Source organism: Mumia sp. zg.B17, from assembly GCF_019550915.1.
In the GTDB taxonomy this organism is placed as follows: domain Bacteria; phylum Actinomycetota; class Actinomycetes; order Propionibacteriales; family Nocardioidaceae; genus Mumia.
The window spans coordinates 251,625-276,184 of record NZ_JAHWCI010000008.1 but is presented as its reverse complement, the minus strand read 5'-3'; the positions used below and the strand labels follow the sequence as shown (position 1 = coordinate 276,184).

Annotated in this window: 24 protein-coding genes; 15 read left to right on the top strand and 9 right to left on the bottom strand. The window is 71.0% G+C overall.

The features are described 5' to 3' along the window. Position 1: 1 nt before the first annotated feature. The 3 genes from KV097_RS14590 to KV097_RS14580 all read left to right on the top strand — a co-directional run bounded on the left by KV097_RS14590 (position 2) and on the right by KV097_RS14580 (position 2,749). Positions 2-1,201: a cell wall metabolism sensor histidine kinase WalK gene (locus KV097_RS14590; protein WP_301021613.1), complete on the top strand. Its 1,200-nt coding sequence runs from the start codon at positions 2-4 to the stop codon at positions 1,199-1,201. Beyond that, positions 1,198-1,878 (top strand): response regulator transcription factor, encoded by a 681-nt coding sequence (locus KV097_RS14585; protein WP_220343367.1) that lies wholly within the window; start codon positions 1,198-1,200, stop codon positions 1,876-1,878. Before KV097_RS14590 ends, KV097_RS14585 begins: the two co-directional genes overlap by 4 nt. Positions 1,879-1,951: 73 nt before the next feature. Then, a complete protein-coding gene (locus KV097_RS14580; RefSeq protein ID WP_220343368.1) occupies positions 1,952-2,749 on the top strand; it encodes a deoxyribonuclease IV in 798 nt (265 codons plus the stop codon). Between the two features lie 10 nt (positions 2,750-2,759). Here KV097_RS14580 and KV097_RS14575 read toward each other — a convergent pair whose 3' ends face one another. Beyond that, complete coding sequence (locus KV097_RS14575) at positions 2,760-3,341, bottom strand: hypothetical protein (RefSeq protein WP_220366279.1); 582 nt, start codon at positions 3,339-3,341, stop codon at positions 2,760-2,762. A gap of 228 nt (positions 3,342-3,569) precedes the next feature. Here KV097_RS14575 and KV097_RS14570 point away from each other — a divergent pair, with 228 nt between their 5' ends. Both KV097_RS14570 and KV097_RS14565 read left to right on the top strand, forming a co-directional pair. Continuing rightward, the gene (locus KV097_RS14570) at positions 3,570-4,055 is read left to right on the top strand and encodes a CarD family transcriptional regulator (protein WP_220343370.1); all 486 of its coding nucleotides are present in this window, start codon (positions 3,570-3,572) and stop codon (positions 4,053-4,055) included. Positions 4,056-4,193: 138 nt separating this feature from the next. Next, positions 4,194-4,547: a nitrite reductase (NAD(P)H) small subunit gene (locus tag KV097_RS14565; protein WP_220343371.1), complete on the top strand. Its 354-nt coding sequence runs from the start codon at positions 4,194-4,196 to the stop codon at positions 4,545-4,547. Here the strand turns inward: KV097_RS14565 and ispF are convergent. The 3 genes from ispF to KV097_RS14550 all read right to left on the bottom strand — a co-directional run bounded on the left by ispF (position 4,531) and on the right by KV097_RS14550 (position 6,605). After that, positions 4,531-5,019: a 2-C-methyl-D-erythritol 2,4-cyclodiphosphate synthase gene (gene ispF, locus KV097_RS14560; RefSeq protein ID WP_220366278.1), complete on the bottom strand. Its 489-nt coding sequence runs from the start codon at positions 5,017-5,019 to the stop codon at positions 4,531-4,533. The two genes, KV097_RS14565 and ispF, sit on opposite strands and share 17 nt — an antisense overlap. A 61-nt stretch (positions 5,020-5,080) precedes the next feature. Then, a complete protein-coding gene (locus tag KV097_RS14555) occupies positions 5,081-5,299 on the bottom strand; it encodes a hypothetical protein (RefSeq protein ID WP_220343373.1) in 219 nt (72 codons plus the stop codon). Positions 5,300-5,357: 58 nt separating this feature from the next. Then, entirely contained in the window at positions 5,358-6,605 is a 1,248-nt protein-coding gene (locus KV097_RS14550; protein WP_220366277.1) for a C39 family peptidase, read from the bottom strand. Between the two features lie 46 nt (positions 6,606-6,651). On the opposite strand from KV097_RS14550, the gene cysS reads away from it, so the two are divergent. From cysS to KV097_RS14535, 3 genes are all read left to right on the top strand, one after another. After that, a complete protein-coding gene (gene cysS / locus KV097_RS14545; RefSeq protein WP_220366276.1) occupies positions 6,652-8,112 on the top strand; it encodes a cysteine--tRNA ligase in 1,461 nt (486 codons plus the stop codon). Continuing rightward, entirely contained in the window at positions 8,112-9,053 is a 942-nt protein-coding gene (gene rlmB, locus KV097_RS14540; protein ID WP_220343376.1) for a 23S rRNA (guanosine(2251)-2'-O)-methyltransferase RlmB, read from the top strand. The genes cysS and rlmB overlap by 1 nt, the downstream gene beginning before the upstream one ends. Positions 9,054-9,114: 61 nt before the next feature. Next, positions 9,115-11,658, top strand: a complete 2,544-nt coding sequence (locus KV097_RS14535; RefSeq protein WP_220366275.1) for a carboxylate--amine ligase/circularly permuted type 2 ATP-grasp protein — start codon at positions 9,115-9,117, stop codon at positions 11,656-11,658. Positions 11,659-11,745: 87 nt separating this feature from the next. On the opposite strand, the gene KV097_RS14530 is transcribed toward KV097_RS14535, so the two are convergent. After that, a complete protein-coding gene (locus KV097_RS14530) occupies positions 11,746-12,318 on the bottom strand; it encodes a hypothetical protein (protein ID WP_220366274.1) in 573 nt (190 codons plus the stop codon). Positions 12,319-12,384: 66 nt separating this feature from the next. Between KV097_RS14530 and KV097_RS14525 the strand changes: the two genes are divergently transcribed. The 4 genes from KV097_RS14525 (at position 12,385) to KV097_RS14510 (ending at position 16,346) form a co-directional block, all read left to right on the top strand. Further along, positions 12,385-13,323 (top strand): ABC transporter ATP-binding protein, encoded by a 939-nt coding sequence (locus tag KV097_RS14525; RefSeq protein WP_220366273.1) that lies wholly within the window; start codon positions 12,385-12,387, stop codon positions 13,321-13,323. Continuing rightward, a complete protein-coding gene (locus tag KV097_RS14520; protein WP_220343380.1) occupies positions 13,320-14,111 on the top strand; it encodes an ABC transporter permease in 792 nt (263 codons plus the stop codon). Before KV097_RS14525 ends, KV097_RS14520 begins: the two co-directional genes overlap by 4 nt. 91 nt (positions 14,112-14,202) lie before the next feature. Then, on the top strand, positions 14,203-14,619 hold the full coding sequence (locus tag KV097_RS14515; RefSeq protein WP_220343381.1) for a tetratricopeptide repeat protein: 417 nt from the start codon (positions 14,203-14,205) through the stop codon (positions 14,617-14,619). A gap of 74 nt (positions 14,620-14,693) precedes the next feature. Continuing rightward, on the top strand, positions 14,694-16,346 hold the full coding sequence (locus tag KV097_RS14510) for an FAD-binding dehydrogenase (RefSeq protein ID WP_220343382.1): 1,653 nt from the start codon (positions 14,694-14,696) through the stop codon (positions 16,344-16,346). On the opposite strand, the gene KV097_RS14505 is transcribed toward KV097_RS14510, so the two are convergent. Both KV097_RS14505 and KV097_RS14500 read right to left on the bottom strand, forming a co-directional pair. Continuing rightward, on the bottom strand, positions 16,331-16,618 hold the full coding sequence (locus KV097_RS14505) for a hypothetical protein (protein ID WP_220366272.1): 288 nt from the start codon (positions 16,616-16,618) through the stop codon (positions 16,331-16,333). The two genes, KV097_RS14510 and KV097_RS14505, sit on opposite strands and share 16 nt — an antisense overlap. Positions 16,619-16,698: 80 nt before the next feature. Then, positions 16,699-17,922 carry a DUF4032 domain-containing protein gene (locus tag KV097_RS14500; protein ID WP_220366271.1) on the bottom strand — a complete coding sequence of 408 codons (1,224 nt, stop codon included), beginning with the start codon at positions 17,920-17,922 and terminating at the stop codon, positions 16,699-16,701. 105 nt (positions 17,923-18,027) lie between these two features. On the opposite strand from KV097_RS14500, the gene KV097_RS14495 reads away from it, so the two are divergent. The 3 genes from KV097_RS14495 to KV097_RS14485 all read left to right on the top strand — a co-directional run bounded on the left by KV097_RS14495 (position 18,028) and on the right by KV097_RS14485 (position 21,973). Next, positions 18,028-19,914, top strand: coding sequence for a sensor histidine kinase (locus KV097_RS14495; protein WP_220366270.1), 1,887 nt, complete (start codon positions 18,028-18,030; stop codon positions 19,912-19,914). After that, the gene (locus KV097_RS14490) at positions 19,911-20,570 is read left to right on the top strand and encodes a response regulator transcription factor (RefSeq protein ID WP_220346051.1); all 660 of its coding nucleotides are present in this window, start codon (positions 19,911-19,913) and stop codon (positions 20,568-20,570) included. The genes KV097_RS14495 and KV097_RS14490 overlap by 4 nt, the downstream gene beginning before the upstream one ends. 104 nt (positions 20,571-20,674) lie before the next feature. Beyond that, positions 20,675-21,973, top strand: a complete 1,299-nt coding sequence (locus tag KV097_RS14485; RefSeq protein ID WP_220366269.1) for a hypothetical protein — start codon at positions 20,675-20,677, stop codon at positions 21,971-21,973. Between the two features lie 66 nt (positions 21,974-22,039). Here the strand turns inward: KV097_RS14485 and KV097_RS14480 are convergent, their stop codons facing one another. After that, a complete protein-coding gene (locus KV097_RS14480; protein WP_220366268.1) occupies positions 22,040-23,359 on the bottom strand; it encodes a D-arabinono-1,4-lactone oxidase in 1,320 nt (439 codons plus the stop codon). Beyond that, positions 23,356-24,552, bottom strand: coding sequence for an alanine racemase (locus KV097_RS14475; protein ID WP_308289440.1), 1,197 nt, complete (start codon positions 24,550-24,552; stop codon positions 23,356-23,358). The genes KV097_RS14480 and KV097_RS14475 overlap by 4 nt, the downstream gene beginning before the upstream one ends. Positions 24,553-24,560 lie beyond the last annotated feature (8 nt).

The window sequence follows — 24,560 nt, the reverse complement described above, 5'->3', positions numbered from 1 at the left end:
TGTGGAACCGGACATCGCGTTCGCGTTCGGCGCCGCCGTAGGCCTTCTGATGGGGGCCGGGGTGTTGTGGGCGTGGCGCTACAGCGAGCGGCAGCAGGAGCACATCCCGGCCCGGCCCGAGCCCGAGGTCCCGGCCGGCGCCGAGGCCGTCCTTGCCGTCCTGCGCTCGTCGGCGGTCATCGTCGACGCCGCCGACAGGGTGGTGAGGGCCTCCGCCCCGGCGCACGCCATGGGTCTGCTCCAGGACACCCGCCTCGAGCACGAGACACTCCGCGACATGGTCCGGCTCGTCCGGCGCGACGGTCAGGTCCGTACGGAGGAGCTCGCCCTCGGGCTGGGACGCGGCGGTCAGCGGCACGTGCTCGTCCGGGTCGCTCCGCTCACCTCGCGCCTGGTGCTCGTGCTCGTCGAGGACCGGACCTCCGAGCGGCGCGTGGAGATGATCCGCCGCGACTTCGTGGCCAACGTGAGTCACGAGCTCAAGACCCCGGTCGGGGCGCTCAACCTGCTGGCCGAGGCCGTCGGCGAGGCTCGCGACGACCCGGAGGCGGTCGTCCGGTTCAGCGGACGGATGAAGCGCGAGGGCGCTCGCCTCACCCGCCTCGTCCAGCAGATCATCGAGCTCTCCCGCCTTCAGGGCGACGCCCTGGTCGAAGACCCGCACGAGGTCGACGTCGCGACGCTGGTCGCCGCGGCGGTGGAGCGCAACGCGGTCGACGCGGAGGCCCGGGGGATCGACGTCGCCGTCCGCAGTGCCGACGACCTGTACGTCCACGGTGACGGCGAGCAGCTGCTCCAGGCGGTCAACAACCTGGTCGAGAACGCCATCGCGTACTCCGAGGAGGGCACGAGCGTGACCGTGGACGCCGCTCGCGTCGACGACGAGGTCCGCATCGCCGTGCGAGACCAGGGCGTCGGCATCGCCCAGGCGGAGATCGAGCGGATCTTCGAGCGCTTCTATCGCGTGGATCCGGCACGGGCGCGCAGCACGGGTGGCACGGGGCTCGGCCTCTCGATCGTCAAGCACGTCGCCGCCAGCCACGCCGGTGCCGTCGAGGTGTGGAGCGAGCCCGGCCACGGCTCGTCGTTCACGCTGGTGCTCCCCGCCGCGGCCCGCACGCGCGACCTCGACGACGACGCATCCGCCTCGTCCGACGCCCAGACCCCGGTACGCCCGTCCGCCCAGGAGGCACGCCCATGACCCGAGTGCTCGTCGTCGAGGACGAGGAGAGCTACATCGACGCGCTGTCGTACGTGCTGCGCAAGGAGGGCTTCGAGGTGGCCGTCGCGACCGACGGCTACGCGGCGCTCGAGGAGTTCGACCGCACCGGAGCCGACATCGTCCTCCTCGACCTCATGCTCCCCGGCATCAGCGGGACCGAGGTGTGCCGCAAGCTCCGTGCGTCGTCGTCGGTGCCGGTGATCATGGTGAGCGCCAAGGACTCCGAGGTCGACAAGGTGGTCGGTCTCGAGCTCGGCGCCGACGACTACGTCACCAAGCCGTACAGCCCTCGCGAGCTGGTCGCCCGGATCCGGGCGGTCCTCCGCCGCGGCGCCGACCAGGGTGCCGCCGATGACACCGCCCTCGAGGTGGGCCGGGTCAGGATGGACGTCGACCGGCACGTGGTCACCGTCGACGGCGACGAGGTCCGGCTGCCCCTGAAGGAGTTCGAGCTGCTGGAGCTCTTTCTCCGCAACGTCGGGCGGGTGCTCACGCGGGGTCAGCTCATCGACCGCGTCTGGGGCTCGGACTACGTCGGCGACACCAAGACGCTCGACGTCCACGTCAAGCGGCTCCGCGCCAAGATCGAGCCCGATCCGTCACGCCCCTCGACGCTGGTGACGGTGCGAGGGCTGGGATACAAGTACGACGTCTAGGACGCCGATGGCCGGCGGCCGGCTGCTCTGCCGCACGAGGCGCGACGTCCGTGGTGGCCCCTAGGCTGATCGCATGAAGACACGGATCGGGACCCACGTCGACCAGGCCCACCCCTTCGACGACGTCGACCGGGTCGGCGCCGACGTCGCCCAGATGTTCTTGGGCGACCCGCAGAGCTGGAAGTGGCCGAAGTACGAGTACGCCGGCGGCGCCGACGGGCTCCGTGACGACGCGGCGGCGCGAGACGTCCCGCTCTACGTCCACGCTCCCTACCTGCTCAACGTGGCGAGCCTCAACAACCGCGTGCGCATCCCCAGCCGCAAGCTCGTCCAGAACGCCGTCGACGGTGCCGCCGCGATCGGTGCCGCGGGGGTGATCCTCCACGGTGGCTACGTCGAGTCCGAGGACGACCTCGACAAGGGGTTCGACAACTGGCGCAAGGCCGTCGAGGCGATCGACGCCAAGGTGCCGGTGCTTCTCGAGAACACCGCGGGAGGCGACTACTCGATGGCGCGACGGTTCGAGCGGATCGAGCGGACGTGGGAGGCGATCCAGGCCGGCGGTGCCGGAGACTCGTGGGGCTTCTGCCTCGACACCTGCCACGCCTGGGCGGGCGGCATCGAGCTCGAGGGCATCGTCGACCGGATCACGGCGGTGACGGGCAGGATCGACCTCGTGCACTGCAACAACAGCCGCGACGCCTTCGACTCAGGAGCCGACCGCCACGCTCACCTGACGGCAGGGACGATCCCGCCGGAGCTGCTCGTGGACGTGGTCCGCTCGGCTGGTGCGCCGGTCATCATCGAGACCCACGCCGACGACCAGACCGGCGACGACATCGCGTGGCTCCGCGACCAGGTCGCGCAGTAGCGACCCGACCTCAGTCGGTGCCGGCGCCCTCGTCCTCTTCGCCGGGGGTGTCCTGGTCGACGGCCGAGGACGCCTTCGGCGTGGCGGGGCTGGTGGGGGTGCTCGCGCCCGGCTCGGCCACCGAGTCGTACATCGGGATCCGGGTCACGATGGGGAGCTGCATGTCGACGTCACCGGCGTTGGCGAACGTGTAGGTGATCACGAGGAACTGGCCGGCGAAGAGCTCCGAGCCCTCGATGACCACCTGAGGCTTGGTGCCGAGCGTCTCCAGACGGCGGGCCGGGACCGGCACGGGACCGTCGAAGGTGACGTCGACCGGTGTGCCGTCGAGCGTGCTGACCTCGACCTCGACAAGCCGGTCGGCCTTCAGCGTCTGGTTGACCAGGCCGGCTGACAGGGTCCCGGAGCCGTCGTCGTTCTTCACGAAGAGCGCGTTGAGCACCTGGACGTCGCTCGAGCGGTCGTCGGTGCCGACGCTGGCCTCGTAGACGGAGTTGGTCTGTGCCTCGAAGCCGGTGCCACATCCTGCGAGGAGGACAGCGAGTCCGCCGACGACGGCGGTGGCGAGAGCACGGCGGGAGCGAGTGAGCACAGCCCGACCCTTTCTTCATTCCTACGAGCGCGACCAGGTGGTGCGCGGCGACGCACCCAGCGTATCCGCGGGCCGCCCGGGCCGTGCGACGAGGTCGTGCGGACACCCTCGACTGCCACTCCGGCGAGACTTTGTCAAGTCCCGATGAGGCTCCTGACCTGCAGAAACGATCCGGAGGGCTGTGGTTCCCCGTGTTACCCTAGTCACCTAAGAAAGGGCTATGGACATATGACTTTCACTGTTGGCGAAACGGTTGTCTACCCCAATCACGGTGCGGCGGTCATCGAGGACATCGAAGTCCGCACGATCAAGGGCGAAGAGCGTCAGTACCTCGTGCTGCGCATCGTCGCCCAGAACGATCTCGTCGTACGGGTGCCGGCGTGCAATCTCGACCTGGTCGGGGTGCGCGACGTGGTGGACAAGGAGGGGCTGGACCGGGTCTTCGGTGTGCTTCGGGCGGAGCACGCGGAGGAGCCGACCAACTGGTCCCGTCGTTACAAGGCCAATCTCGAGAAGCTGCACTCCGGTGACGTGATGAAGGTCGCCGAGGTCGTGCGTGACCTGTGGCGCCGCGAACGCGACCGGGGTCTCTCGGCAGGCGAGAAGCGGATGCTGGCCAAGGCGCGTCAGATCCTCGTCTCCGAGCTCGCGCTCGCCGAGAACACCAACGAGGACAAGGCCGAGACGCTGCTCGACGAGGTGCTCGCGTCCTGACCTGATCGTGGTCCTCGACCACTCGTGACGAAGCCGCTGCCGTGACTATGGCAGCGGCTTCGTCGTGCGACGGCGTTTCTTATTCCGGCTGTTGCGTGCCGTAACCGGTACGAAACCCGCGCTGCCTAGCGTCGCGGCATGGCGACGTCGGGCGGAGTGGCGACCTGGGTCAAGGTGTGCGACGCGGGAGAGCTCGTCGTGGGCATCGGTGTCTCCGCACTCGTCCGCGGCAAGCAGGTGGCGCTGTTCAAGACCGGTGAGCGAGAGCTTCGTGCCGTCGGCAACCGCGATCCCTACTCCGGGACCCAGACGATGGCCCGGGGCCTGGTCGTCGAGCGAGACGGGCGGACCCTCCTGGCCGCACCGGCGGGTCGAGAGCTGTTCGACCTCGAGACCGGCGTCTGCATCGACGACCCGATGACCAGACTCGCGCTCTATCCGGTGCGTCTCGTCAATGGATTTGCCGAGGTGTGCATCACCGTACGGGGATGACGATCGCCGTGGCGATCGCCGCGGCACCCTCTCCGCGCCCGGTGAGACCGAGCCCGTCGGTCGTCGTCCCGGACACGCTCACCGGCGCTCCGACGGCGTCCGAGAGCACCCGCTGCGCCTCGTCGCGCCGCGTCCCGACCTTGGGTCGGTTGCCGACGAGCTGGACGCTCACGTTGCCGATCGTGAACCCGGCGTCGACGACCCTGCGGGCGGTCTCGGTGACGAACGCGACGCCGGAGGCGCCGGCCCACTCCGGATTGGACGTCCCGTAGTTGCTCCCGAGGTCGCCGAGTCCCGACGCTGCGAGCAAGGCGTCGCACACGGCGTGAGCGACCACGTCGGCGTCGGAGTGCCCCGCGAGTCCTGCCGGTTCGTCGGGCCACAGCAGTCCGGCGCACCACATGGGTCGTCCGGCCTCGTACGCGTGGACGTCGGTGCCGGTGCCGACGCGGGGGATCGGGGAGTGCGCCATGGGGCCATCATCGCGCGCCGTCCGGTCGAGCGGGCGACCGGCGGGCCGCGCGCCCCTCGGGTCAGCCGGCCGAGAGGACCTCGGCCGCCGAGACCGCCCCGTGACGGTCCTGGATGACGTCGGCGAGACGCCGGATCTCGTCGTCGCTGATCTCGACGCCGACCTCCTCGACGCCGCGGCGCAGCTCGTCCTCGACCGTGCCCTCGGTCGCGCCGTCCTGCCACGAGGTCACGCGGTCGACGACGGCCTGGATGGCGGTGATCCTGTCCTGTTCAGTCATGGCCGATCGTTACCCACGCTGGCCGGCGGCATGCCCGTCGCGTCGTACCGGCTCGTCCTCACCAGCGGTGACCGGTGATCGTCGGCAGCGCCCTGCCCGTCCGGATCACGTACGCCGTGCCGCCGCTGCCGCGCAGCCACGCCCGCTCGAGCTGGGCCCGGCGATACACGCGCCGGACGCTCGAAACCCGGGGAGCGGCAGGGTCGTTGACGATGACGTCACCCGTGGCGGTGAACCCGCGGATCACGAAGAGGTGGCCGGCGGTGGAGCGGATCGGCGCACCGGTCAGACCGCCACGGCCGAAGGCGACCGACACCACCAACGGGATCCCCGCCCTCACGAACGCCTCGGCGTCGCGCAGCGAGGACAGTCGCGCGACGAACGCGTCGGCACCCCGGGTGCCGGCATAAGCGGTGTTGAAGCCCCAGTTGCCCGTGCCCCCGTAGCGGACGTCGTACGTCCGGCGGGCGCCGTGCACGACGAAGCGTTGCCTGATCCCGCGTCGGACCCACGCGTACTGCGCCTTCGTCGGCCCTCTGCCCAGACTGCGCAGGACCATCGTGGTCGAGGTGGGGGAGCACCACGCGGCTCCGCCTCCGTCGTACTGGCGGTACTGACCGCGGTGCACCATCTGCGAGTACCGCGGGACGGCGAGCTCGACCGTCCGCCTCATCGTGGTCGCCGACACCGGTCTCGCCGACCTCGCCGCGGCCGACGCGACGGCGCCGACCGAGAGCAGGCGAGGCTTCGCCCTCGCCCTCACCGGGCGGAGCAGGGTGACGCGCACCTGCCAGGCCGCGACGCGCGCGCTCCCGTTCGCCCGGACGGCATCGGTCACGACACGGGCGACGTCGTCGGACTGGGCCGGCCCCGACGTGCGGCGGACCGTGCTCTCCTTCTCTGCCCACCGTCCGAGGGTGTCCCAGCTCCCGGTGCGCCCGTTCGTCGTCCGCACCCGCACGGAGACGATCAGGGCGGACCTGCCGGGGGTGCGCGCGTTCCAGGACGGCACCACCTCGTCGGCACCGAAACCGGTCGACGACCAGGCCGAGGTCCAGCGGGCCTTCTCGTAGGTGCGCCCGGCGAGCCTGGTGCGGCCGGTTGCACGCGAGAACCGCACTGCGCCACCGCTGACGCTCGTGCCGGCGGTGCTCCCGGTCGACAGCTGCCCCGAGGTCGTCCACCGCTGCGAGGCGATGCGCGGGGCCGCGGCCTGCGCCGGGGCGGTCATGGTGCCCGCCACCAGGCCGGCACTGGTCAGGGCGCTGGCGAGGACGAGCGAGGTACGAACCGTACGGTTGCCCATTGATCGATGCTAAGTCGGATCAGGGCAAGCCACTACTCTGGTCAGCGTGACCGTGCGCCTCTACGACTCTGCGACCACGCAGACCCACGCCCTCGAGCCCCTCGTCCCCGGACGGGTCGGCATCTATCACTGTGGGCTCACGGTCCAGGGCCCGCCGCACCTCGGCCACATCCGCAAGGAGGTGGCCTTCGACGTGCTGCGGCGCTGGCTGACCCACGAGGGCTTCGAGGTCACGCTGGTCGCCAACGTCACCGACATCGACGACAAGATCCTCGTTAAGGGCGCCGAGCAGGACCGGCCGTGGTGGGCCGTCGCCTACGAGAACGAGCGCGCCCTGCACGCCGCCTACGACGTGCTGGGCTGCCTCCCGCCGACGTACGAGCCCCGCGCGACCGGGCACGTCCCCGAGATCATCGAGCTCGTGGAGACCCTGATCGACCGCGGCCACGCCTACGCCGCGCCAGACGGCTCGGGCGACGTCTACTTCGACGTGCGCTCGTGGCCCGACTACGGCGAGCTGTCGCACCAGAAGCTCGACGACATGCGCGACGCCGAGGACGCCGACCCGCGCGGCAAGCGCGACCCGCGCGACTTCGCGCTCTGGAAGGGGCACAAGGAGGGGGAGCCGGAGACGGCGTCGTGGCCCTCGCCGTGGGGTCGTGGCCGCCCCGGCTGGCACATCGAGTGCTCGGCGATGGCCACGAAGTACCTCGGCCCCGAGTTCGACATCCACGGCGGCGGCATCGACCTGCGCTTCCCCCACCACGAGAACGAGCTCGCTCAGGCCCGAGCGGCCGGCATGCCGTTCTCCCGGTCCTGGATGCACAACCAGCTCGTCCGCATCGGGGGCGAGAAGATGAGCAAGTCGGTCGGCAACTCCCTGCTGGTGAGCGAGGTGGTCAAGCGCTTCCGGCCGGTCGACGTGCGCTACTACCTCGTCGCCGCGCACTACCGGTCGGTCATCGACTACTCCGAGGAGTCGCTCGCCGACGCTGCGACGACCTACCAGCGCATCGAGGGTTTCGTCCGCCGGGCGACCGAGGCGACAGGGGCCAGCACCGACCTGCGCGAGCTCGGCGGTGCGGTCACGCCGGGCTTCGCGGAGGCGATGGACGACGACCTGGCGGTGCCCGCAGCGCTCGCCCAGGTCCAGGAGCTGGTCCGCGACGGCAACAAGCAGCTCGCGGCCGGCGACGAGCAGCGTTATGCCCTGGTGAGCACGCTCTCGGCGGTACGGCGCATGCTTGACGTGCTGGGGCTCGACCCGTACGCGTCGCAGTGGGACGACGGCGGAGACGGCGCCGGTGCGGCTCACGCCGCACTCGGGACGCTCGTCGAGGCGCTGCTGGAGCAGCGGGCGACCGCCCGGACAGAGAAGGACTTCGTCACCGCGGACCGTGTCCGCGACCAGCTGAAGGCAGCTGGGGTCGAGGTCGAGGACACCCCCGCAGGACCACGCTGGTCCGTCGGCGGGGACCACGCGACGAACAAGGGACCAGTGAGCTGATGGCCGGGAACAGCCAGCGCCGGGGCGCGATCAACAAGGGCAAGAAGGGTGCGTCGGTCGGGACCGGCGGCCACCGCCGCCGGGGTCTTGAGGGCAAGGGGCCGACCCCAAAGGCCGAGGAGCGACCCAACCACAAGAAGTACAAGATGGCGCGCGCCGCCGACAAGCGCCGTCAGCCCGCACCCCGCAAGCGCGGGGACTCCAGCGAGTGGGCAGCCGGACGCAACTCCGTGGTCGAGCTGCTGCGCGCCGACGTGCCGGTGAGCACGCTCTATGTCGCCGAGGGCATCGACCGCGACGACCGCATCACCGAGATCCTCGCGCTCGCCGTCGACAAGCGCCTGTCGATCCTGGACGCGACCAAGGCCGAGCTCGACCGGTTCACCGAAGGCGCGGTGCACCAGGGCGTCGCGGCCAAGCTCCCGCCCTACGAGTACGCGCACCCCGACGACCTGCTCGCCGCCGCCGAGGAGGCAGGTGAGGTGCCGCTGATCATCGTCGTCGACGGCATCACCGACCCGCGCAACCTGGGAGCGGTGATCCGCAGCGCCGCCGGCTTCGGCGCACACGGGGTGGTGATCCCGGAGCGGCGCACAGCATCCATGACGGCCTCGGCATGGAAGACGTCCGCCGGTGCCGCGGCAAGGGTGCCGGTGGCCCGGGCGACCAATCTCACACGGCAGCTCAAGGCGTACGCCGAGCAAGGCCTGATGATCGCCGGTCTCTCGGCCGACGGCGACGTCTCCCTGCCCGATCTCGACCTCGCCGACGGCCCGCTCGTCCTGGTGGTCGGGAGCGAGGGCAAGGGCCTCTCCCGCTTGGTGTCGGAGACGTGCGACGTGCTCGTGTCGATCCCGATGGCGTCGTCGCTGGAGTCGCTGAACGCGGGCGTCGCAGCCGGCATCGCGCTGTACGCGATCGACCAGCGTCGGCAGGTTTAGCGACGGCCCGGTCGGACAACGGCAATCGTTGTCGCTCGTCTGGAACCCGTACGTTTAAGGGATGACTGCTGAGCTGACACTAGGGGCCGAAGAAGAGCTTCATCTGATCGACCGCGAGAGCCGGACGCTGTCGCCATCCGCGCCGCGGCTGCTGTCCCGGCTGCCGGGTGAGAACTTCTCGGCCGAGCTCCAGCGGTCGACGATCGAGACCAACACCAACGTGGTGACGGGTCTCGCCGGGCTTCGCGAGGAGCTCATCTCCTTGCGCAAGCAGCTGATCACGGTCGCCGAGTCAGAGGGAATCGGCGTCGCCGCCGTCGGCACGGCCCCGCGGTCCTCCTACGACGAGGACTTCGGGCTGACCGCCACCGGCCGGTTCGGCCGGATGCAGCAGGAGTACCGGTTGCTCGTCAACGAGCAGCTCATCTGCGGGACGCAGATCCACGTCGGCGTCTCCGACCGTGACGTCGCCATCGACATCGCGCAGCGGATCGGCCGCGACCTCCCGACCCTGCTCGCGCTCTCGGCCAGCTCGCCCTACTGGAACGAGCAGGACACCGGCTACGCGAGCATGCGCACGATCCTCTGGGGGCGCTGGCCCACCACCGGGGCCCTGCCACCGCTCGGGTCGGCGAAGGAGTACGAGGCGCTCCTCGACGACCTGGTCGCGAGCGGCGTGATCGCCGACGCCAAGATGGCCTACTTCGACGTCCGTCCGTCGTCGCACGCGCCGACGCTCGAGCTGCGGGTGGCCGACGCGTGCCCGGTGGTGGACGACGCGATCTTGATCGCCGGTCTCTTCCGCGCGATGGTGCGGGCCGCCGAGCTCGACATCGAGCACGGTGTTCCGTACACGCCGGTGCCAGCGCCGTTGCAGCGCGCGGCAACCTGGCAGGCTGCCCGCGCGGGCCTGGCGGGCAGCCTGCTCGATCCGAGCACGCACGCCGAGCGGGTCCCCGCCCCGGGCGTGGTCCGGTCGCTGATCGAGCGACTGCGCCCGGCGCTGGAGGAGCTCGGCGACTACGACGAGGTCTCCGAGCTCGCCGCGCGGACCCTGGCGCAGGGCACCTCGGCGGACCGTCAGCGTGCCGCCTTCGCCGAGAGCGGGTCGCTGGACGACGTCATGGACCAGGTCGTCGCCGAGACGCACGGTCCGCCGTCGGGGCTGCCGCCGGAGGTTCCGGCACTGCGGTCCTACCCGGCCCGTGCCGGTGACGAGGTGATCGGGCTCGGGTCGCGTCCGCGGCCCGTCTACAGCGACGTGATGGCCTACATCCGCGACCGGAGCCGCGAGGACCTCGAGAAGCTCCAGCACCAGCGCGACACCTGGTCGGACGACGAGGGCCTCACGGTCGTCCTCGACGGCGAGACCAACCGGTTCGAGGTCGACCTGGTGCCGCGGATCATCAACGCCCACGAGTGGGAGATGCTCAGCGAGGGCCTCGAGCAGCGCGCTCGCGCACTGGAGATGTTCCTCCAGGACGTGTACGGCCCGGGTCGGGCGCTCGCTCACGGCGTCGTGGCCGAAGCCGATCTCCACTCCTGCCCGGGGTGGCGCGAGGACGGGACCCGGTTGCCGCAGGCGGTGGTGCGGGCGCCGATCATGGGCTTCGACCTGGTGCGCAACGACCGCGGCGAATGGCAGGTGCTCGAGGACAACCTGCGCAACCCCAGCGGCCTGGCCTATGCGGCCGCGGCGCGGGAGATGCTCGACACGGTGGTCCCGGACATGCCGCGACCGGCCGGTCTCATCGATCCTCGTGCGTCGCTGCCGATGGTCGGCCAGACGTTGCGGACCTGCGTCGAGCGTGCCGGTGTCGGCGCGGGGGACGAGGGCGCCCTCGTCCTGCTCGCGACCGGACCGTCCAGCGTCTCGTGGTACGAGCACCAGCGTCTCGCCAAGGAGGGCGGTCTCGTCCTGGCGACGAGCGAGGACCTCGTGGTCCGTGAAGGCCGCGTACGCCTCGTCGACGGTGACCGCGCGGTCGACGGGATCTACGTCCGGCTGGACGAGGAGCTCGGCGAATTGACGACGGAGGACGGTCGGGCGCTCGGTGCCGAGATCATCGACGTGGCCGCGGCGGGAGCCGTGGTGCTCGCGAACGCTCCGGGCAACGGGGTTGCCGACGACAAGGCGACCTACCGCGTGGTCCCCGAGCTCATCGGCTACTACCTCGACGAGCGTCCGCTCATCGAGTCGGTGCCGACGTACCGCACCGATGACGACGACGAGCGGCAGATCGTCCTCGAGCGGGTCGACGAGCTGGTCACCAAGCCCGTCGACGGCTACGGCGGTCACGGCGTGCTCGTCGGTCCGCTCGCCTCGCAGGGCGAGATCGTGCGGCGGCGCAAGGAGATCGCCCGTGACACCGAGGGCTGGGTCGCGCAGGAGACGGTCGCGCTCAGCTCGCACCCGACGCTCGACCACGGCCGGCTGGAGCCGCGCCACGTCGATCTGCGCGTGTTCGTGCACGTGACCGGCACCGAGCCGGGTCAGGTCAAGGCCGTCCCGGTCGCGCTGACCCGCGTCGCCGGCCCCGGCAGCCTCATCGTCAACAGCTCGCAGGGCGGCAGCGCCAAGGACACCTGGATCATCCAGGACTGACCCGACACCCGCCGTCACGACGCGAGGCCCCGACCACCTGGTGGTCGGGGCCTCGCGTGCGTCGGGCGTACGGGGTGGTGCGGGCGGTCAGCGCCGGCGACCGGCAGAGGCGATCGCGGTGCCCAGGAGCAGTGCGGCGATCGTGGGGAAGAGCACGAAGCCGTAGAGCGGCAGGTTGACCAGCGGCTGCGAATAGAGCCAGTCCCAGTCACGGATCTCAGCGGCGGCACGGAAGATCTCCTCGCGCGCCAGGACGATCACAGCGGCGGGGACGGCGCCGTACAGGACAGCGGCGATCATCGGTCCGACCGGTGACAGCCGTCCCGCCGCGGCGGTCAGGAGCAGGAGGAGGCCGGAGACGGCCGCGACCGCGAACGGCCACGTCTCCCCGTCGCTGAAGGAGCGGAAGTTGGTCGCATCGAACCAGTAGCGGCCGAACGCCCAGTCGAAGCCCACGATCGCGACCGGGGGCAGGACGAGTCCCGCCAGGAGGCTCACGACGTGGCGGGCTGCACCGCCGCGGCGGGGGGTGTCGTCCCCGTCGGTGGACGAGGATCCGGAGGAGGACGGGCCGTAGGGGTCGGCGTCGTAGGAACGTGAGTCGGAGGTGGGGATCGGCTTCGTAGGGCTCGCTTGGGGGCGATCGACCGGTTGGCTCATGACCGGCGAGCCTAGACCCCGAGGGGGTGGTCGGCCGACCACCGACGTCGGATACCGTGGTCGGCGATGATCTCCGTCGACCGTCTCACCAAGACCTTCGGCACCGTTCGCGCCGTGGACGACCTCACCTTCGAGGTCCGGCCAGGCGCGGTCACCGGGTTCCTCGGACCCAACGGAGCCGGCAAGACCACCACGCTGCGGATGCTCCTCGGCCTCGTGGCGCCCACGTCCGGAAGCGCGACGATCGACGGTCGGCGCTACGCCGACCTCGAGCGTCCCGGCCGGGTTGTCGGGGCCGCGCTGGAGGCCGCGAGCTTCCATCCGGGCCGGACGGCGCTCGACCACCTGCGGGTGTTCGCACCGTCGATGGGTGTGTCCGACGCCCGGTGCCGCGAGCTGCTCGCCATGGTCGGCCTCGCGGACGCGGCCGACCGCCGCGTCGGCGGGTTCTCCCTCGGCATGCGCCAGCGGCTCGCGCTCGCGACCACGCTGCTGGGTGACCCGCCCGTTCTCATCCTCGACGAGCCGGCCAACGGCCTCGACCCCGGCGGCATCCGGTGGCTCCGCGAGCTGTTGCGGTTCTTCGCCGGAGAGGGCCGTACGGTTCTCGTCTCGAGCCACGTGCTGTCGGAGGTCCAGCAGACCGTCGACGACGTGGTGATCATCGCGCAGGGCAGGCTCGTGCACGCCTCCCCGCTGGCCGAGCTGGCGGCGATGGCGGTGCGGCACGTCGAGGTCGTCTCCCCTGATGCCGAGGCGCTGCGTGCGGTCCTCGACGACCGAGGGTGGTCGTACGCCCCGGCGTCACGCGAAGGCGTTCGCGGCTTCGACGTCTCCCAGGTGAGCGCGGCGGAGGTCGGTGCGGCCGCGTTCGGCGCCAGCGTCGAGCTGCACACGCTGACACAGCGCGAGGTCGAGCTGGAGGACGTGTTCCTGTCGCTCACCGGCCAGGACGGCACGCCCACCTCGGCCGGCGCTCCCGCGGCTGCGGAGGTGGCCGCATGAGGGCCGCGCTCACCTCCGAGCTCCGGAAGTGGACGACCACCCGCCTCTGGTGGGTGCTGCTCGTGATCATGGCCGCCTACATGGCCTTCCTCGCGGTGGTGATGGCGTTCTCGCTCACGCTCGCGCCGACAGGAGGGACGGCGCCTGTCGGGGGTGTGGACGCGGCGCTGACCGTCTATACGCTCGGCAACGGGCTCGGATACGTCTTCCCCCTGCTCGCCGGGGCCATGTCGATGACGTCGGAGTTCCGCTACCAGACGATCACGCCATCGCTGCTCGGCGATCCTCGCCGCGGTGTCTTCCTCGGCGCCAAGCTCGTGTCGGCCGCCGTCATCGGACTCGCGTTCGGTGTGGTCGGCACGGCGGCCAGCGTGGCGGGCGGCGCGCCGATCCTCTCCCTGCGCGGTGACGGCGCGTTCCTGACGGAGGGAGACGTCCTCGCTCCGATCGCCCTGTCGGTCGTGGCGCTGGCGATCTGGGCGTTCGTCGGCGTCGGGGTCGGGAGCCTCATCACCAACCAGGTCGCGGCCATCGTGGTCGTGCTCGCGTTCACCCAGTTCGTAGAGCCGATCCTCCGCGTCGGGTTCAGTGCTGTCGACGCGCTCGAGGGTGTGGCGAAGTTCCTCCCGGGCGCGGCGTCGGAGGCCTTGGTGGGAGCGAGCACCTACGCGTCGTTGGGCATGTCGGAGCTGCTCGACCGCTGGGCGGGCGCTCTGGTGTTCCTCGCGTACGGCGTCGTGCTCGCCGCGATCGGTCGATGGACGACGCTCCGGCGCGACATCACCTGAGGGACCAGGAGCTCGGCGTAGCCTCGGGAATGACGCCGCGTGTCGCGCCGTTGGGAGGGGTGACACCGACGCCTCGAGGAGGTGCGCCAGCATGACCGAGGACTTCCGTCCCCTGACCATCAAGCCGATCTTCAACGATGCGATGATCGCCGAGATGCCGCTGTACGACCGCTTCCGCCACGCGGAGGAGATGGTGGCCAACCGCCATCCGCGCGAAGCGATCAAGATGCTGACCGGTGTCGTCGACGAAGCCCCCGACAGCGCGGCCGCCTGGGAGCTGTTGGGGCGTGCCTACTTCGCCGCGGCGCTGCTCCGGCCGGCCGAGGACGCGTTCCGTCGCCTCATCGAGCTCGAGCCCGCGAGCGGATGGGCGCACGTGGCGCTCGGTCTGACCCTGGACCGTCAGTCGCGGCACCGCGAAGGAGCGACCTACCACCGGATGGCGGCCGTGCTCGATCCCGACCAGGACCGGCGACCCAAGCTGGTCGCCACCGACGGTCGCGCCTGAGCGGTCGCTAGCGGCGGTCGCGTGATCGTCAGCGACGTCCCGCCGACCCATATCTCGACCGTACGATGAGCAGCATGGATGCTGATGTGATCGTCGTCGGGGCGGGTCTGGCCGGGCTCGCCGCCACCGCGGAGCTGGTCGACGCGGGGAAGCGGGTGATCCTCGTCGACCAAGAGTCCGAGGCCAACCTCGGCGGCCAGGCGTTCTGGTCGTTTGGCGGACTCTTCTTCGTCGACACCCCTGAGCAGCGCCGCATGGGCATCAAGGACTCTCACGAGCTGGCGCTCCAGGACTGGATGGGCAACGCCGGCTTCGACCGGCCCGAGGACACCTGGCCGCGACGGTGGGCGGAGGCGTACGTCGACTTCGCCGCGGGCGAGAAGCGGGCGTGGCTTCGCGCGCAGGGCCTCAAGATCTTCCCCGTCGTCGGCTGGGCGGAGCGAGGTGGCTATGGCGCGGTGGGCCCCGGCAACTCGGTGCCGCGCTTCCACATCACCTGGGGCACCGGTCCTGGAGTGGTGGAGCCGTTCGAGCGACGGGTTCGGGACGGAGTGGCCAAGGGTCTCGTCACCTTCCGGTTCCGTCACCGCGTCGACGGTCTGACCATCACCGACGGTGCCGTCACCGGGATCACCGGTGCCGTCCTCGCTCCCGACGGAGCCCCTCGTGGCGTGGCCAGCAACCGCACCGTGGACGGTGACTTCGCACTGTCCGCCCAGGCCGTGGTGGTGACCTCCGGCGGGATCGGCGGCAACCACGAGCTGGTCCGCAGGACGTGGCCGACCGAACGGCTGGGCAACCCGCCGGAGGACATGCTCACCGGTGTCCCCGCCTACGTCGACGGGCGCATGCAGCAGATCGCGATCGAGTCCGGCGCGCACATGATCAACCCCGACCGCGGCTGGCACTACGTCGAGGGCATCAAGAACTGGGACCCGATCTGGCCCGGTCACGGCATCCGCATCCTGCCCGGCCCGTCGTCGCTGTGGTTCGACGCGCGCGGCAACCGCCTCCCTGTGCCTCTCTATCCGGGGTTCGACACCCTGGGCACGCTGGAGCACCTGCGGACCACCGGCTACGACCACAGCTGGTTCGTGCTGACGCAGAAGATCATCGAGAAGGAGTTCGCGCTGTCGGGGTCGGAGCAGAACCCCGACCTCACCGGACGCGACGTCCGTGCGGTGCTGTCACGGGTGCGGCCCGGCGCTCCTGCGCCGGTGGAGGCGTTCAAGCAGCGGGGCGAGGACTTCGTCGTCGCCGACACGCTCGAGGACCTCGTCGACGGGATGAACAAGTTGACGCCCGAGCCGTTGCTCGAGCCGGCGGCGATGCGGCGGCAGATCGAGGCGCGCGACCGCGAGATCGACAACCCGTTCGGCAAGGACATGCAGGTCGTCGCGCTGCGCGGAGCTCGGGCGTACCGCGGCGACAGGCTGATCCGTACGGCGGCGCCGCACCGCATCCTCGACCCCGCAGCCGGACCGCTGATCGCGGTCCGGCTGCGGGTCATCACGCGCAAGACGCTGGGCGGTCTGGAGACCGACCTCGAGGCGCGCGTCCTGCGTGAGGACGGCTCCGTGTTGGAGGGCCTGTACGCCGCCGGCGAGGTCGCCGGGTTCGGCGGAGGTGGCGTGCACGGCTACCGCGCGCTCGAGGGCACCTTCCTCGGAGGGTGCCTCTTCTCCGGGCGTACGGCCGGCCGTGCTGCCGCTCAGGCGGTGGGCTGATCGCCCGTGTCGGGGTCGACGTCTCCGGAGAGGTTCTCCGGGTCGACCTCACCCGCAGGGGTGACGTCGGTCGGCTCGGCGTCCTCGGGGACGTCGGCGAGCTCGTCGACAGGGCCGACCGCTCCGTCACCGCGCTGGACGACCTCGGTCTCGTCCATGTTGCCGTGCGTACGGACGGTGTCGGGGGTGGAGTTCACCGCGAGGACCGACGGGTCGACGTCGTCGACCGTGGGGCGGTGGCTCTCTCGGTCAGGGCTGTCGGGACGTGTCATCGCTGCTCCTTCATGACGGGGGGACGGCCGCACAGGTACCCGCCGTCGGGCGACGTATGCGTCGGCGTCCCCGCGCGACGTCACGGGGAGGTGGCGCCTCCCGACGCGGCGCGGATGGTGGCTGCCTGGCCCGCGAGCTGGGTGCCTACGTAGTCCTCCGCGGCCTCGAAGATCTCGACCTCGTTCCCCGCCTGCTGCGAGAGGTGCCACCGGTGGACCAGCACGTCGTGGAAGAACTCCGCCGGCTCGACGACGTCGCGGTACTCGTCGGGGATCATCCGCGTGAGCGGCTCCCACACCTCGGTGAGCCAGCGGTGCGCGACGACCATCGCGTCCTCCTGCTGAAGCTGGTGCGCACCGGTGAAGGCGTCGAGGTCGTTGAGCAGGCGCCGGGCCTGCGCCTCCTCGAGGTCGAGACCGGTCAAGCCCTGCAGTCGTCGGGCGTGGTGGTCGGGCTCGACGACCTTGGGTTGGATGCGGACGCTGTCACCGTCCCAGTCGGTGACGATGTCGAGCTCGTCGACGTCGAATCCGAGCTGGTTGAGCTGCTCGATGCGCTGCTCGATGCGCCACATGTCGTCGAGGCCGAACTCCTCCACGCCGGTCAGCGCCTCCCAGAGCTCCCCGTACCGTTCGACGATGTGGTCGACCAGTGCGTGCGGGTCGACGCTGGGGTCGAGCAGCCCGCCGGCCTGGAGGTCGAGCAGCTCTCCGAAGGTGTTCGTACGGACCAGGTCGAGGTCCTCGCCGCGCTGCCCGTCGGACAGGGTGTCGTGCAACGCGCCGGTCTCGGCGTCGACGAGGTACGCCGCGAACTCGCCGGCGCTGCGGCGGAACAGCGTGTTGGACAACGAGCAGTCCCCCCAGAAGAACCCGTCCACGTGCAGACGTACGAGCAGGACGACCAGCGCGTCGATGACGGCGTCGAGCGTGTTCTCGGACAACGGGTGCTCGAACAGCGAGCGGTACGGGAGGGAGTGCGGGAGGTGCGCCGTCACCAGCGCCGCCCCCAGCGGCGAACCGTCCCTGGCCGTGCGTCCGGTCACCACCGCGACCGGCTCCACCGTCGGGAGGTCGAGGCGTACGAGGTGACGGAGCAGCCCGTACTCGCGGCGCGCGTAGTGCTCGGTCGTCTCCTTCACGACGAGCACGGCGCCGTCGACACGGACGAAGCGCACGACGTGGCGGTGGATGCCGCGCGGCAGGGACACATCGAGGTCTTCCGGCCAGTCGATCAGCGGTTCGCGCCACGGTAGCGAGACGAGTCCGCTTCGGGGCCGTGCGGAGAGGACGTGGACCGGCATGCGCCTAGCCTCGCGGGACGGAACGCTCGAAGCCAGTCGAAACCCCCGAGAAGACGTTTGCACGTTCCGCTGTCGTGGCCCTCGGACTCTCCTACGATCCCAGGCATGCGTACGGCGGTCGTGCCCTTCTGGCGTGCGTGGTTGCCGGTCGTCTGCGCGATGTGGGCCGTTGGATGGCTCTGGGGTGGCCCGCTCGAGCAGGCGGTGATCGTCCCGCTGGTCGCTGTGGGCTCGTACGTGGGCGTGCGACGAGTCGTGCCCGGCGCGCTCATCGTGCTGCTGGCCGAGGTCGCCGTCGTCGTGATGGGCATCCCGCCCGACAACCCTGCCGTCCTCCTCGCCGGGATCACCGTCACGTTCCTTCTTGGCCGCCTGACCACGGTCCGGGAGGGCCTGCCGGTCATCGGGTGCTTCCTGGTGGCGATCGCGGCGAGCGAGATGCCGCTCGCCGGTCACGTGATCGGGATGGCGGTCCAACTCGTCGTCTGGGGCCTCGGCGTCGCCTTGCGGCACGCCGACCGCACGGTCGACGAGGCGCGCTCGCGGTCGCGCGCATGGCGGGCCGGCGACATGGAGACCTGGGTGTCGCTGGTGGTCGCGGCAGAACGGCGCCGGATGGAGCTCGACGTCCTGGCGACACTGTGCGGATCCGTCGCCGCGATCAGGGAGATCGTGCTTGCCACCGGGGGACGGGTCGACGTCGCCGCCCTGCGGAGCGTGCACGGGCTCGCTCAGTCCACGATCGGGGACCTCCGTACGCTGCTCGTCTCCCTCCGGTCGCCCGAACCCGCCACCCCCGCGGGCGCCGATCCGACGGGCGATCGTGGGCGGCACGGGCGAGCACGACTGCGAGCCGACATCGCGCTGACGCTTGCGGTGGCAGCCGTCGCCGCGATGGACACCGTCATCGTCGGACGCGTCATCCCCGACGCCGGGCTGATGGCGTGGCTCGGACTCGTCTGCGTCGTCGCGCTGCCGTGGCGGAGCGTCTCGCCCGGCCGTGCGTGCCTGGGGGCGACTGTCCCCTTCGTCGTCGCCGCGGTGGCCGGGACGGAGCTCGTGCTCGGCCTCGCCACGCTGACCACCCTGGGGCTGCTCGCCTGGTCCGCCGTGGCCGCGGAGGACCGTCGGACGTGGGCGGCGTGCGCGCTCCTGGGCGTGACCGTCGTGCTCGCGCCCACGCATCCGGACTCGCTCTACCCCCTCGTCACGGGGTCGCTCGTCGCGTTCGTGGCGGTCGCGTCGTTCGTGTGGCACCACGTGGTGCAGGACAGAGACCACGCGACGTCGACGGCACGGGCGTACGAGGAAGCGGTGTGGGGACAGGCCGAGCCGATGCTCGTCGCAGTCGGGCGCGGCCTGGCCCGTGACCTTCACGACGACGTGAGCCGGATGATCGGCGTCGTCGCCGTCCACGCCGAAGCAGCCGTGGCCCTCGCCGAGACCGACCCCGCCCGCGCGCAGCGGTCGATGGATGTGGTCATGGATGCGGCCTCGCGGGCCGACGTCGAGCTCGAGCGGCTGTGCCGGGTGCTGTACGACGAGGGGCCGGGCGAGGGTGATCCCTGGGACCGCCTCCTCGCCGACGCGGACGCCCTCGGGCTGCAGGTCGAGGCCCGGATCGAGGTGCCCGTCGCCGAGCGTGCGGCGACGACCGCAGCCCGCCACGTCGTCGCCGAGGCGCTCGCCAACGCCGCCAAGCACGCCCCTGGTGCCCGCGTCTCGCTGCGGGTGCGTCGCATCGGCGGTGAGGTGTGCGTCACCGTCGTCGACGACGGGGGACACCGGCCTCGCAGCGAGCCGCCAGGAACGGGATTCGGGCTGCTGACGCAGGCCGAGCTCGTCGAACGGGCTGGTGGGCGGCTGTGGGCCGCACCCGCCGGCACCGGCTTCTCGGTGCGTGCACGGATCCCGATACACGCGCAGGCCCTGGGTGAGCCTGCGACGCCGCACGCGGTCGTCCGACCGACGCCTGAGGAGATCGGCCGGTGATCCGTGTCGTGCTCGCCGACGACCACGAGGTCGTGCGCTCGGGTCTCGCCGCGATCTTGTCGGTGGAGCCTGGCATCGAGGTCGTCGCCGAGGTGGGCGACGGGCACGAGGCAGCGCGGGCCTCGCGCGAGCTCGACGCGGACGTGGTCCTGATGGACGTGGAGATGCCCGGCACGGGAGGCATCGAGGGGGTCACACTGACAGCGCGCGCCAACCCGCGGACGAAGGTCGTCATGCTCACGACGTTCGACCTCGACGAGCATGTCGGGGCGGCCCTCGGTGCCGGGGCAGTCGGCTACCTCCTCAAGACTGCCGGGCGCGCGGAACTCGTCGCTGCCGTACGTCAGGCCCATGCCGGCGCACTGTCGCTCGACAGCGAGATCACCCGCCGCCTCGTCGGCCGGTTCATGCGCACGGCGCGCCCGACCGGCACGCCGAGCCCGTTGGACGACCTGACCGAGCGTGAGCTCGAGGTGTTCGGGCTGATGTCGCGCGGGCTGACGAACGCCGAGATCGCCGTGGCGCTCACGGTGAGCGAGCTGACGGTGAAGTCGCACGTCGCCCGGATCCTCGCCAAGACAGGGCTGCGAGACCGCGTCCAGGCGGTGGTGCTCGCCTACGAATCAGGATTCTTGGAGCCCCGCGCGGACCTCTGAACCGTCCGGCAGGAGGAGAGGGCTACTCCGACCGGACGATGTGGCGGTGGTGGGCGGCGGGTCATCGTGGGACCCGACCCACAACCACACCTGGAGGAACAACGATGCGTGCCCTGACGACGATCGCGGCCCTGGCGTTGGCGGCCGGCGCGTTAACCGCAACACCTGCCTCGGCCTCGGCGACGCCCGCAGTGAACCAGTCCGCTGTCGCCCCGGCCGCCGTCGGCGCGACCGGCACGCTCGTCTACATCAAGGCGCACAACGTCTGGATCTCCACCGCCGACGGTCGGCGCCACCACCGGGTGACCACGGACGGCACCGCCGGCTCGCCGTACTCGTCCCCGTCGATGTCCGACGCCGGCATCGTCGCTGTGTCGAAGGGCTACGCGATCGTTCGGATGCGCCAGAACGGCGTCGTCCTCAACCGGATCGACCCGCCCCCGCTCCCCGGGTCGGCGGGAAGCCCTGTCGACGGCGTCCCCGACAGCGTCATCTCTCCCGACGGCAGCACGATCGCCTGGTCGGTGTCGGCGTACCAGTGTCCGGTCGGGGTGAGCTGCGGGATCCGCTCGGCGACCGGCTACACCGCGGCCGGCAGGTATCAGTCGGCCGGGCGGAGCACGTACTTCCGGAACCCGTCCTGGGTGAGCGGCACCCGCACGCTGCAGGGCGGCGGCTACGGCTCTCACGTCATGCTGCACGACCTCACGACGACCCCGAAGCTGTGGTTCAACGACGACGACGTGTTCGCCGCCTCGACGGATCTCGGGGACTCGGAGCTGAGCCGAGACGGCAAGTACCTCGCGGCCGTCCGCGGGTACGGCGACTCGACGCAGATCGCCTGGTACACCGTCCGAGGGAACGCGAGGACGGGAACGCCTCCGGCGCCGCCGACCGCGCTGTGCAACACGAACGAGGCTGCGGGGTTCGCCGGTCCGACCTTCAGCCCGGACAGCCAGGGCCTCGCGTGGGAGGAGCCGGACGGCATCTGGGTCAAGCGAGGTCTGAGCTCGTGCGACACGCCGCAGCCGTCACTCCTGATCGTGGGTGGATCCCAGCCGCACTGGTCGCCCGCGTCGCTGAACCCACCGGCGGTGGCGAAGCCGGCGCCGCCGAAGCCGAAGACGTTCGTGGTCACGAAGAAGCCGCGGGTCAAGGGCAAGGCGAAGGTCGGCAAGAAGGTGTCGGTCACCGCGGGCACGTGGTCGCCACGTCCGACGAAGGTCACATACCGCTGGTACCGGGGTGCGAAGGCCATCAAGGGCAAGGCCGGTGCGAAGCGGGTCTACAAGCTCAAGAAGGCTGACCGTGGCAAGAGGCTGCGGGTGAAGGTCACTGTGAAGCGCTCCGGCTACAAGTCGACGTCGGTCTGGTCCACGCGAACCGCGAAGGTGAGGCGCTGACCGTCGCCCGAGATGTCGGCCGACCTGTGGCCTCAGCCGAGGCGAGACGTCGGCCGACGTGTGGCCTCAGCCGAGGACCCGGTCGAGGTACGCGTTGGCGAACGTCCGCTGCGGGTCGAGCCGGTCGCGTACGGAGCGGAAGTCGTCGAAGCGCGGATAGCGGGCGCGCAACGTGTCGGGCTCGAGGGTGTGCAGCTTGCCCCAGTGCGGCCGGCCCTCGTGCTCGCCGAAGATCGCCTCGACGCCCTCGAAATAGCGGCGGTAGTCCATCTGGTGGTACTGGTGGACGGCGACGTAGGCGTTGGCCCGCTCGTAGCCCGTCGACAGCCAGATGTCGTCCGGAGCGGCGAAGCGCACCTCGATCGGGAACGACACCGTCTCGCCAGACCGGTTGACCCATCTGTCGATCTCACTCAGCACGGCAGGCAGCGCGGCGCGCGGCACGGCGTACTCCATCTCTCGGAACCGCACGCGGCGCGGAGAGATGAAGACCGCGGGCGCCCGGTCGGTGTACTCGCGGGCGCCGAGGGCGCGGCCGGAGAGCGCGTTGAGCCGCGGGATCCACCGCGGCTGATGGGTCCCGATGCGGTTGACGACCTCGAAGAGCCCGTTGGACAGCACCTCGTCGTCGATGAGGAAGCGCGCCTTGGACAGCGGCTGACGCTCGGTGCCCTCAGGGACACGGTTGTTGCGCTTGACCAGCGCGCGGTCGGTGTGCGGGAACCAGTAGAACTCGAAGTGGTCGTTGTCCTCGACGAGCGCGTCGAGCCCGGCGACCACGTCGGGGAGACGCATCGGCTCCTCCCGGGCGCGTAGGAGGAACGACGGGACGCAGGCGAAGGTCAGCGACGTGATGATGCCGAGCGCGCCGAGACCGACGCGTGCGGCGCCGAACAGCTCGTGGTCGTCGGGGCTCACGGTCAAGACGGTGCCGTCGCCGGTGACGATCTCCAGACCTGCGATCGCGCCCGCGATGCCGGTGAGTCGCGCCCCTGTGCCGTGGGTGCCGGTGGAGGTGGCGCCTGACACCGTCTGCGGGTCGACGTCGCCCATGTTGGGGAGCGCGAGGCCGATCTGGTCGAGCGCGCGGTTGAGGTCGCGGAGCCTCATGCCGGCGCCCACGGTCACGTGTCCGGTGCCGCGGTCGACACGCTGGATGCCGGCGATGCGGTCCATCCGAAGCATCACGCCGTCGGTGGCCGCGATCGAGGTGAACGAGTGCCCGGCGCCGACCGCCTTGACGCGCTGTCCTCGCGCGGCGGCGGAGCGTACGACCTCGGCGACCTCGGCGGTCGAGCGCGGGCGGACGACGTCGGCGGGCTCCGCGCTCGCGCAGCGGCCCCAGTTGGTCCAGCGAGCAGCGGTGTGCTGGGAGGTCGTGGTCATCCGAAGTTCTTCCCTTCGCCGCGGTAGGTCGGCAGCACCTCGACGGTCGCCGCGCCATGGGTCGACTCCTCGGTGTGGACGAGGTGCACGGCGTCGAACCGCTCGCACATCTCGCCGGCCTTCGCGTGCCGCATGAAGACGCGGTCGCCGAGCCGAAGACTGCGGGCGACCGGCCCACGGACGGGGGTCTGCACCTCTCCTGCGCCTTCGGTGCCGATCAGCGACAGACCCTCGGGCCAGGCGGGCGTGGGCAACCGGCTCTTGCCGGCAGCACCCGAGGCGGCGTACCCGCCGGAGAAGAGCGTGGCGATGTCGGGCGTCGGCTTGCGGACCACCGACAGCGCGTAGAACGCCGCGGGAGTCGACTCGAAGGCGTCGTAGGAGTCGAACAGCGTCGGCATGAACAGGCCCGAGCCCGAGGTGAGCTCGGTGATGTAGGGGTCGTCGCGCATGACCTCGAGGCTCCCGGTGCCGCCGGCGTTGACGAAGCGGAGGTCGGTGGTCTCGCGGATGCTCTCGACGATGCGCGCGCGGCGTTCGGCGATGTCGGCGGCGCTGCGAACCTTGACGAAGCGGACGGCGGGGGAGCTGTCGGGGAGGCCGGCGATCTGCGCGTCGTAGAACATCAGGCCGACCAGCTCGTAGCCCGGCCGAGCGGTGATCGCCCGGGCGAGCGCGATCGCGTCACCCGGGCTGTGGATCGGCGACCGACGAGCACCGAGGTGCACCCGGCGGAACGGCTCCAGCGACGAGTCCACGTCGATGCAGACGCGGATCCGGGGGCGGGCGGTGCCCACGACGGCGTCGATGTGGTCGAGGTGCGCGAGCGAGTCGACCATCACGGTGATCGCTGTCGAGCGGTGCTCCTTCGCGACGAGGTCGTGGAGGCCGGCGCGATGCACCGTGGGATAGGCGAGCAGCAGGTCCGTGTGTCCCTCGTCGGCGAGCCAGATCGACTCGTCGAGGCTGTAGGACATGACTCCCGCGTAGCCGTCGTGGGCGAGGGTGCGGTCGAGGATCTCGCGGACACGCAGGGACTTCGACGCCACACGCACAGGAACACCGCCGGCTCGGCGTACGAGCTCGGCGGTGTTGTGCGCGAGCGCGGCCCCGTCGACCACCGCGTACGGGGTCTCGAGGTCGCGCGTCAGGCGCTCCAGTCGCTCCATGTTGGGCAAGCGTCCAATAGCCACGGCACCAG

Coding starts and splice junctions, on each gene's coding strand:
- KV097_RS14585 (WP_220343367.1), top strand. CDS start 1,198: ATGACCCGAGTGCTCGTCGTCGAGGACGAGGAGAGCTACATCGACGCG.
- KV097_RS14580 (WP_220343368.1), top strand. CDS start 1,952: ATGAAGACACGGATCGGGACCCACGTCGACCAGGCCCACCCCTTCGAC.
- KV097_RS14570 (WP_220343370.1), top strand. CDS start 3,570: ATGACTTTCACTGTTGGCGAAACGGTTGTCTACCCCAATCACGGTGCG.
- KV097_RS14565 (WP_220343371.1), top strand. CDS start 4,194: ATGGCGACGTCGGGCGGAGTGGCGACCTGGGTCAAGGTGTGCGACGCG.
- ispF (WP_220366278.1), bottom strand. CDS start 5,019: ATGGCGCACTCCCCGATCCCCCGCGTCGGCACCGGCACCGACGTCCAC.
- KV097_RS14555 (WP_220343373.1), bottom strand. CDS start 5,299: ATGACTGAACAGGACAGGATCACCGCCATCCAGGCCGTCGTCGACCGC.
- KV097_RS14550 (WP_220366277.1), bottom strand. CDS start 6,605: ATGGGCAACCGTACGGTTCGTACCTCGCTCGTCCTCGCCAGCGCCCTG.
- rlmB (WP_220343376.1), top strand. CDS start 8,112: ATGGCCGGGAACAGCCAGCGCCGGGGCGCGATCAACAAGGGCAAGAAG.
- KV097_RS14535 (WP_220366275.1), top strand. CDS start 9,115: ATGACTGCTGAGCTGACACTAGGGGCCGAAGAAGAGCTTCATCTGATC.
- KV097_RS14530 (WP_220366274.1), bottom strand. CDS start 12,318: ATGAGCCAACCGGTCGATCGCCCCCAAGCGAGCCCTACGAAGCCGATC.
- KV097_RS14525 (WP_220366273.1), top strand. CDS start 12,385: ATGATCTCCGTCGACCGTCTCACCAAGACCTTCGGCACCGTTCGCGCC.
- KV097_RS14520 (WP_220343380.1), top strand. CDS start 13,320: ATGAGGGCCGCGCTCACCTCCGAGCTCCGGAAGTGGACGACCACCCGC.
- KV097_RS14515 (WP_220343381.1), top strand. CDS start 14,203: ATGACCGAGGACTTCCGTCCCCTGACCATCAAGCCGATCTTCAACGAT.
- KV097_RS14510 (WP_220343382.1), top strand. CDS start 14,694: ATGGATGCTGATGTGATCGTCGTCGGGGCGGGTCTGGCCGGGCTCGCC.
- KV097_RS14505 (WP_220366272.1), bottom strand. CDS start 16,618: ATGACACGTCCCGACAGCCCTGACCGAGAGAGCCACCGCCCCACGGTC.
- KV097_RS14500 (WP_220366271.1), bottom strand. CDS start 17,922: ATGCCGGTCCACGTCCTCTCCGCACGGCCCCGAAGCGGACTCGTCTCG.
- KV097_RS14495 (WP_220366270.1), top strand. CDS start 18,028: ATGCGTACGGCGGTCGTGCCCTTCTGGCGTGCGTGGTTGCCGGTCGTC.
- KV097_RS14485 (WP_220366269.1), top strand. CDS start 20,675: ATGCGTGCCCTGACGACGATCGCGGCCCTGGCGTTGGCGGCCGGCGCG.
- KV097_RS14480 (WP_220366268.1), bottom strand. CDS start 23,359: ATGACCACGACCTCCCAGCACACCGCTGCTCGCTGGACCAACTGGGGC.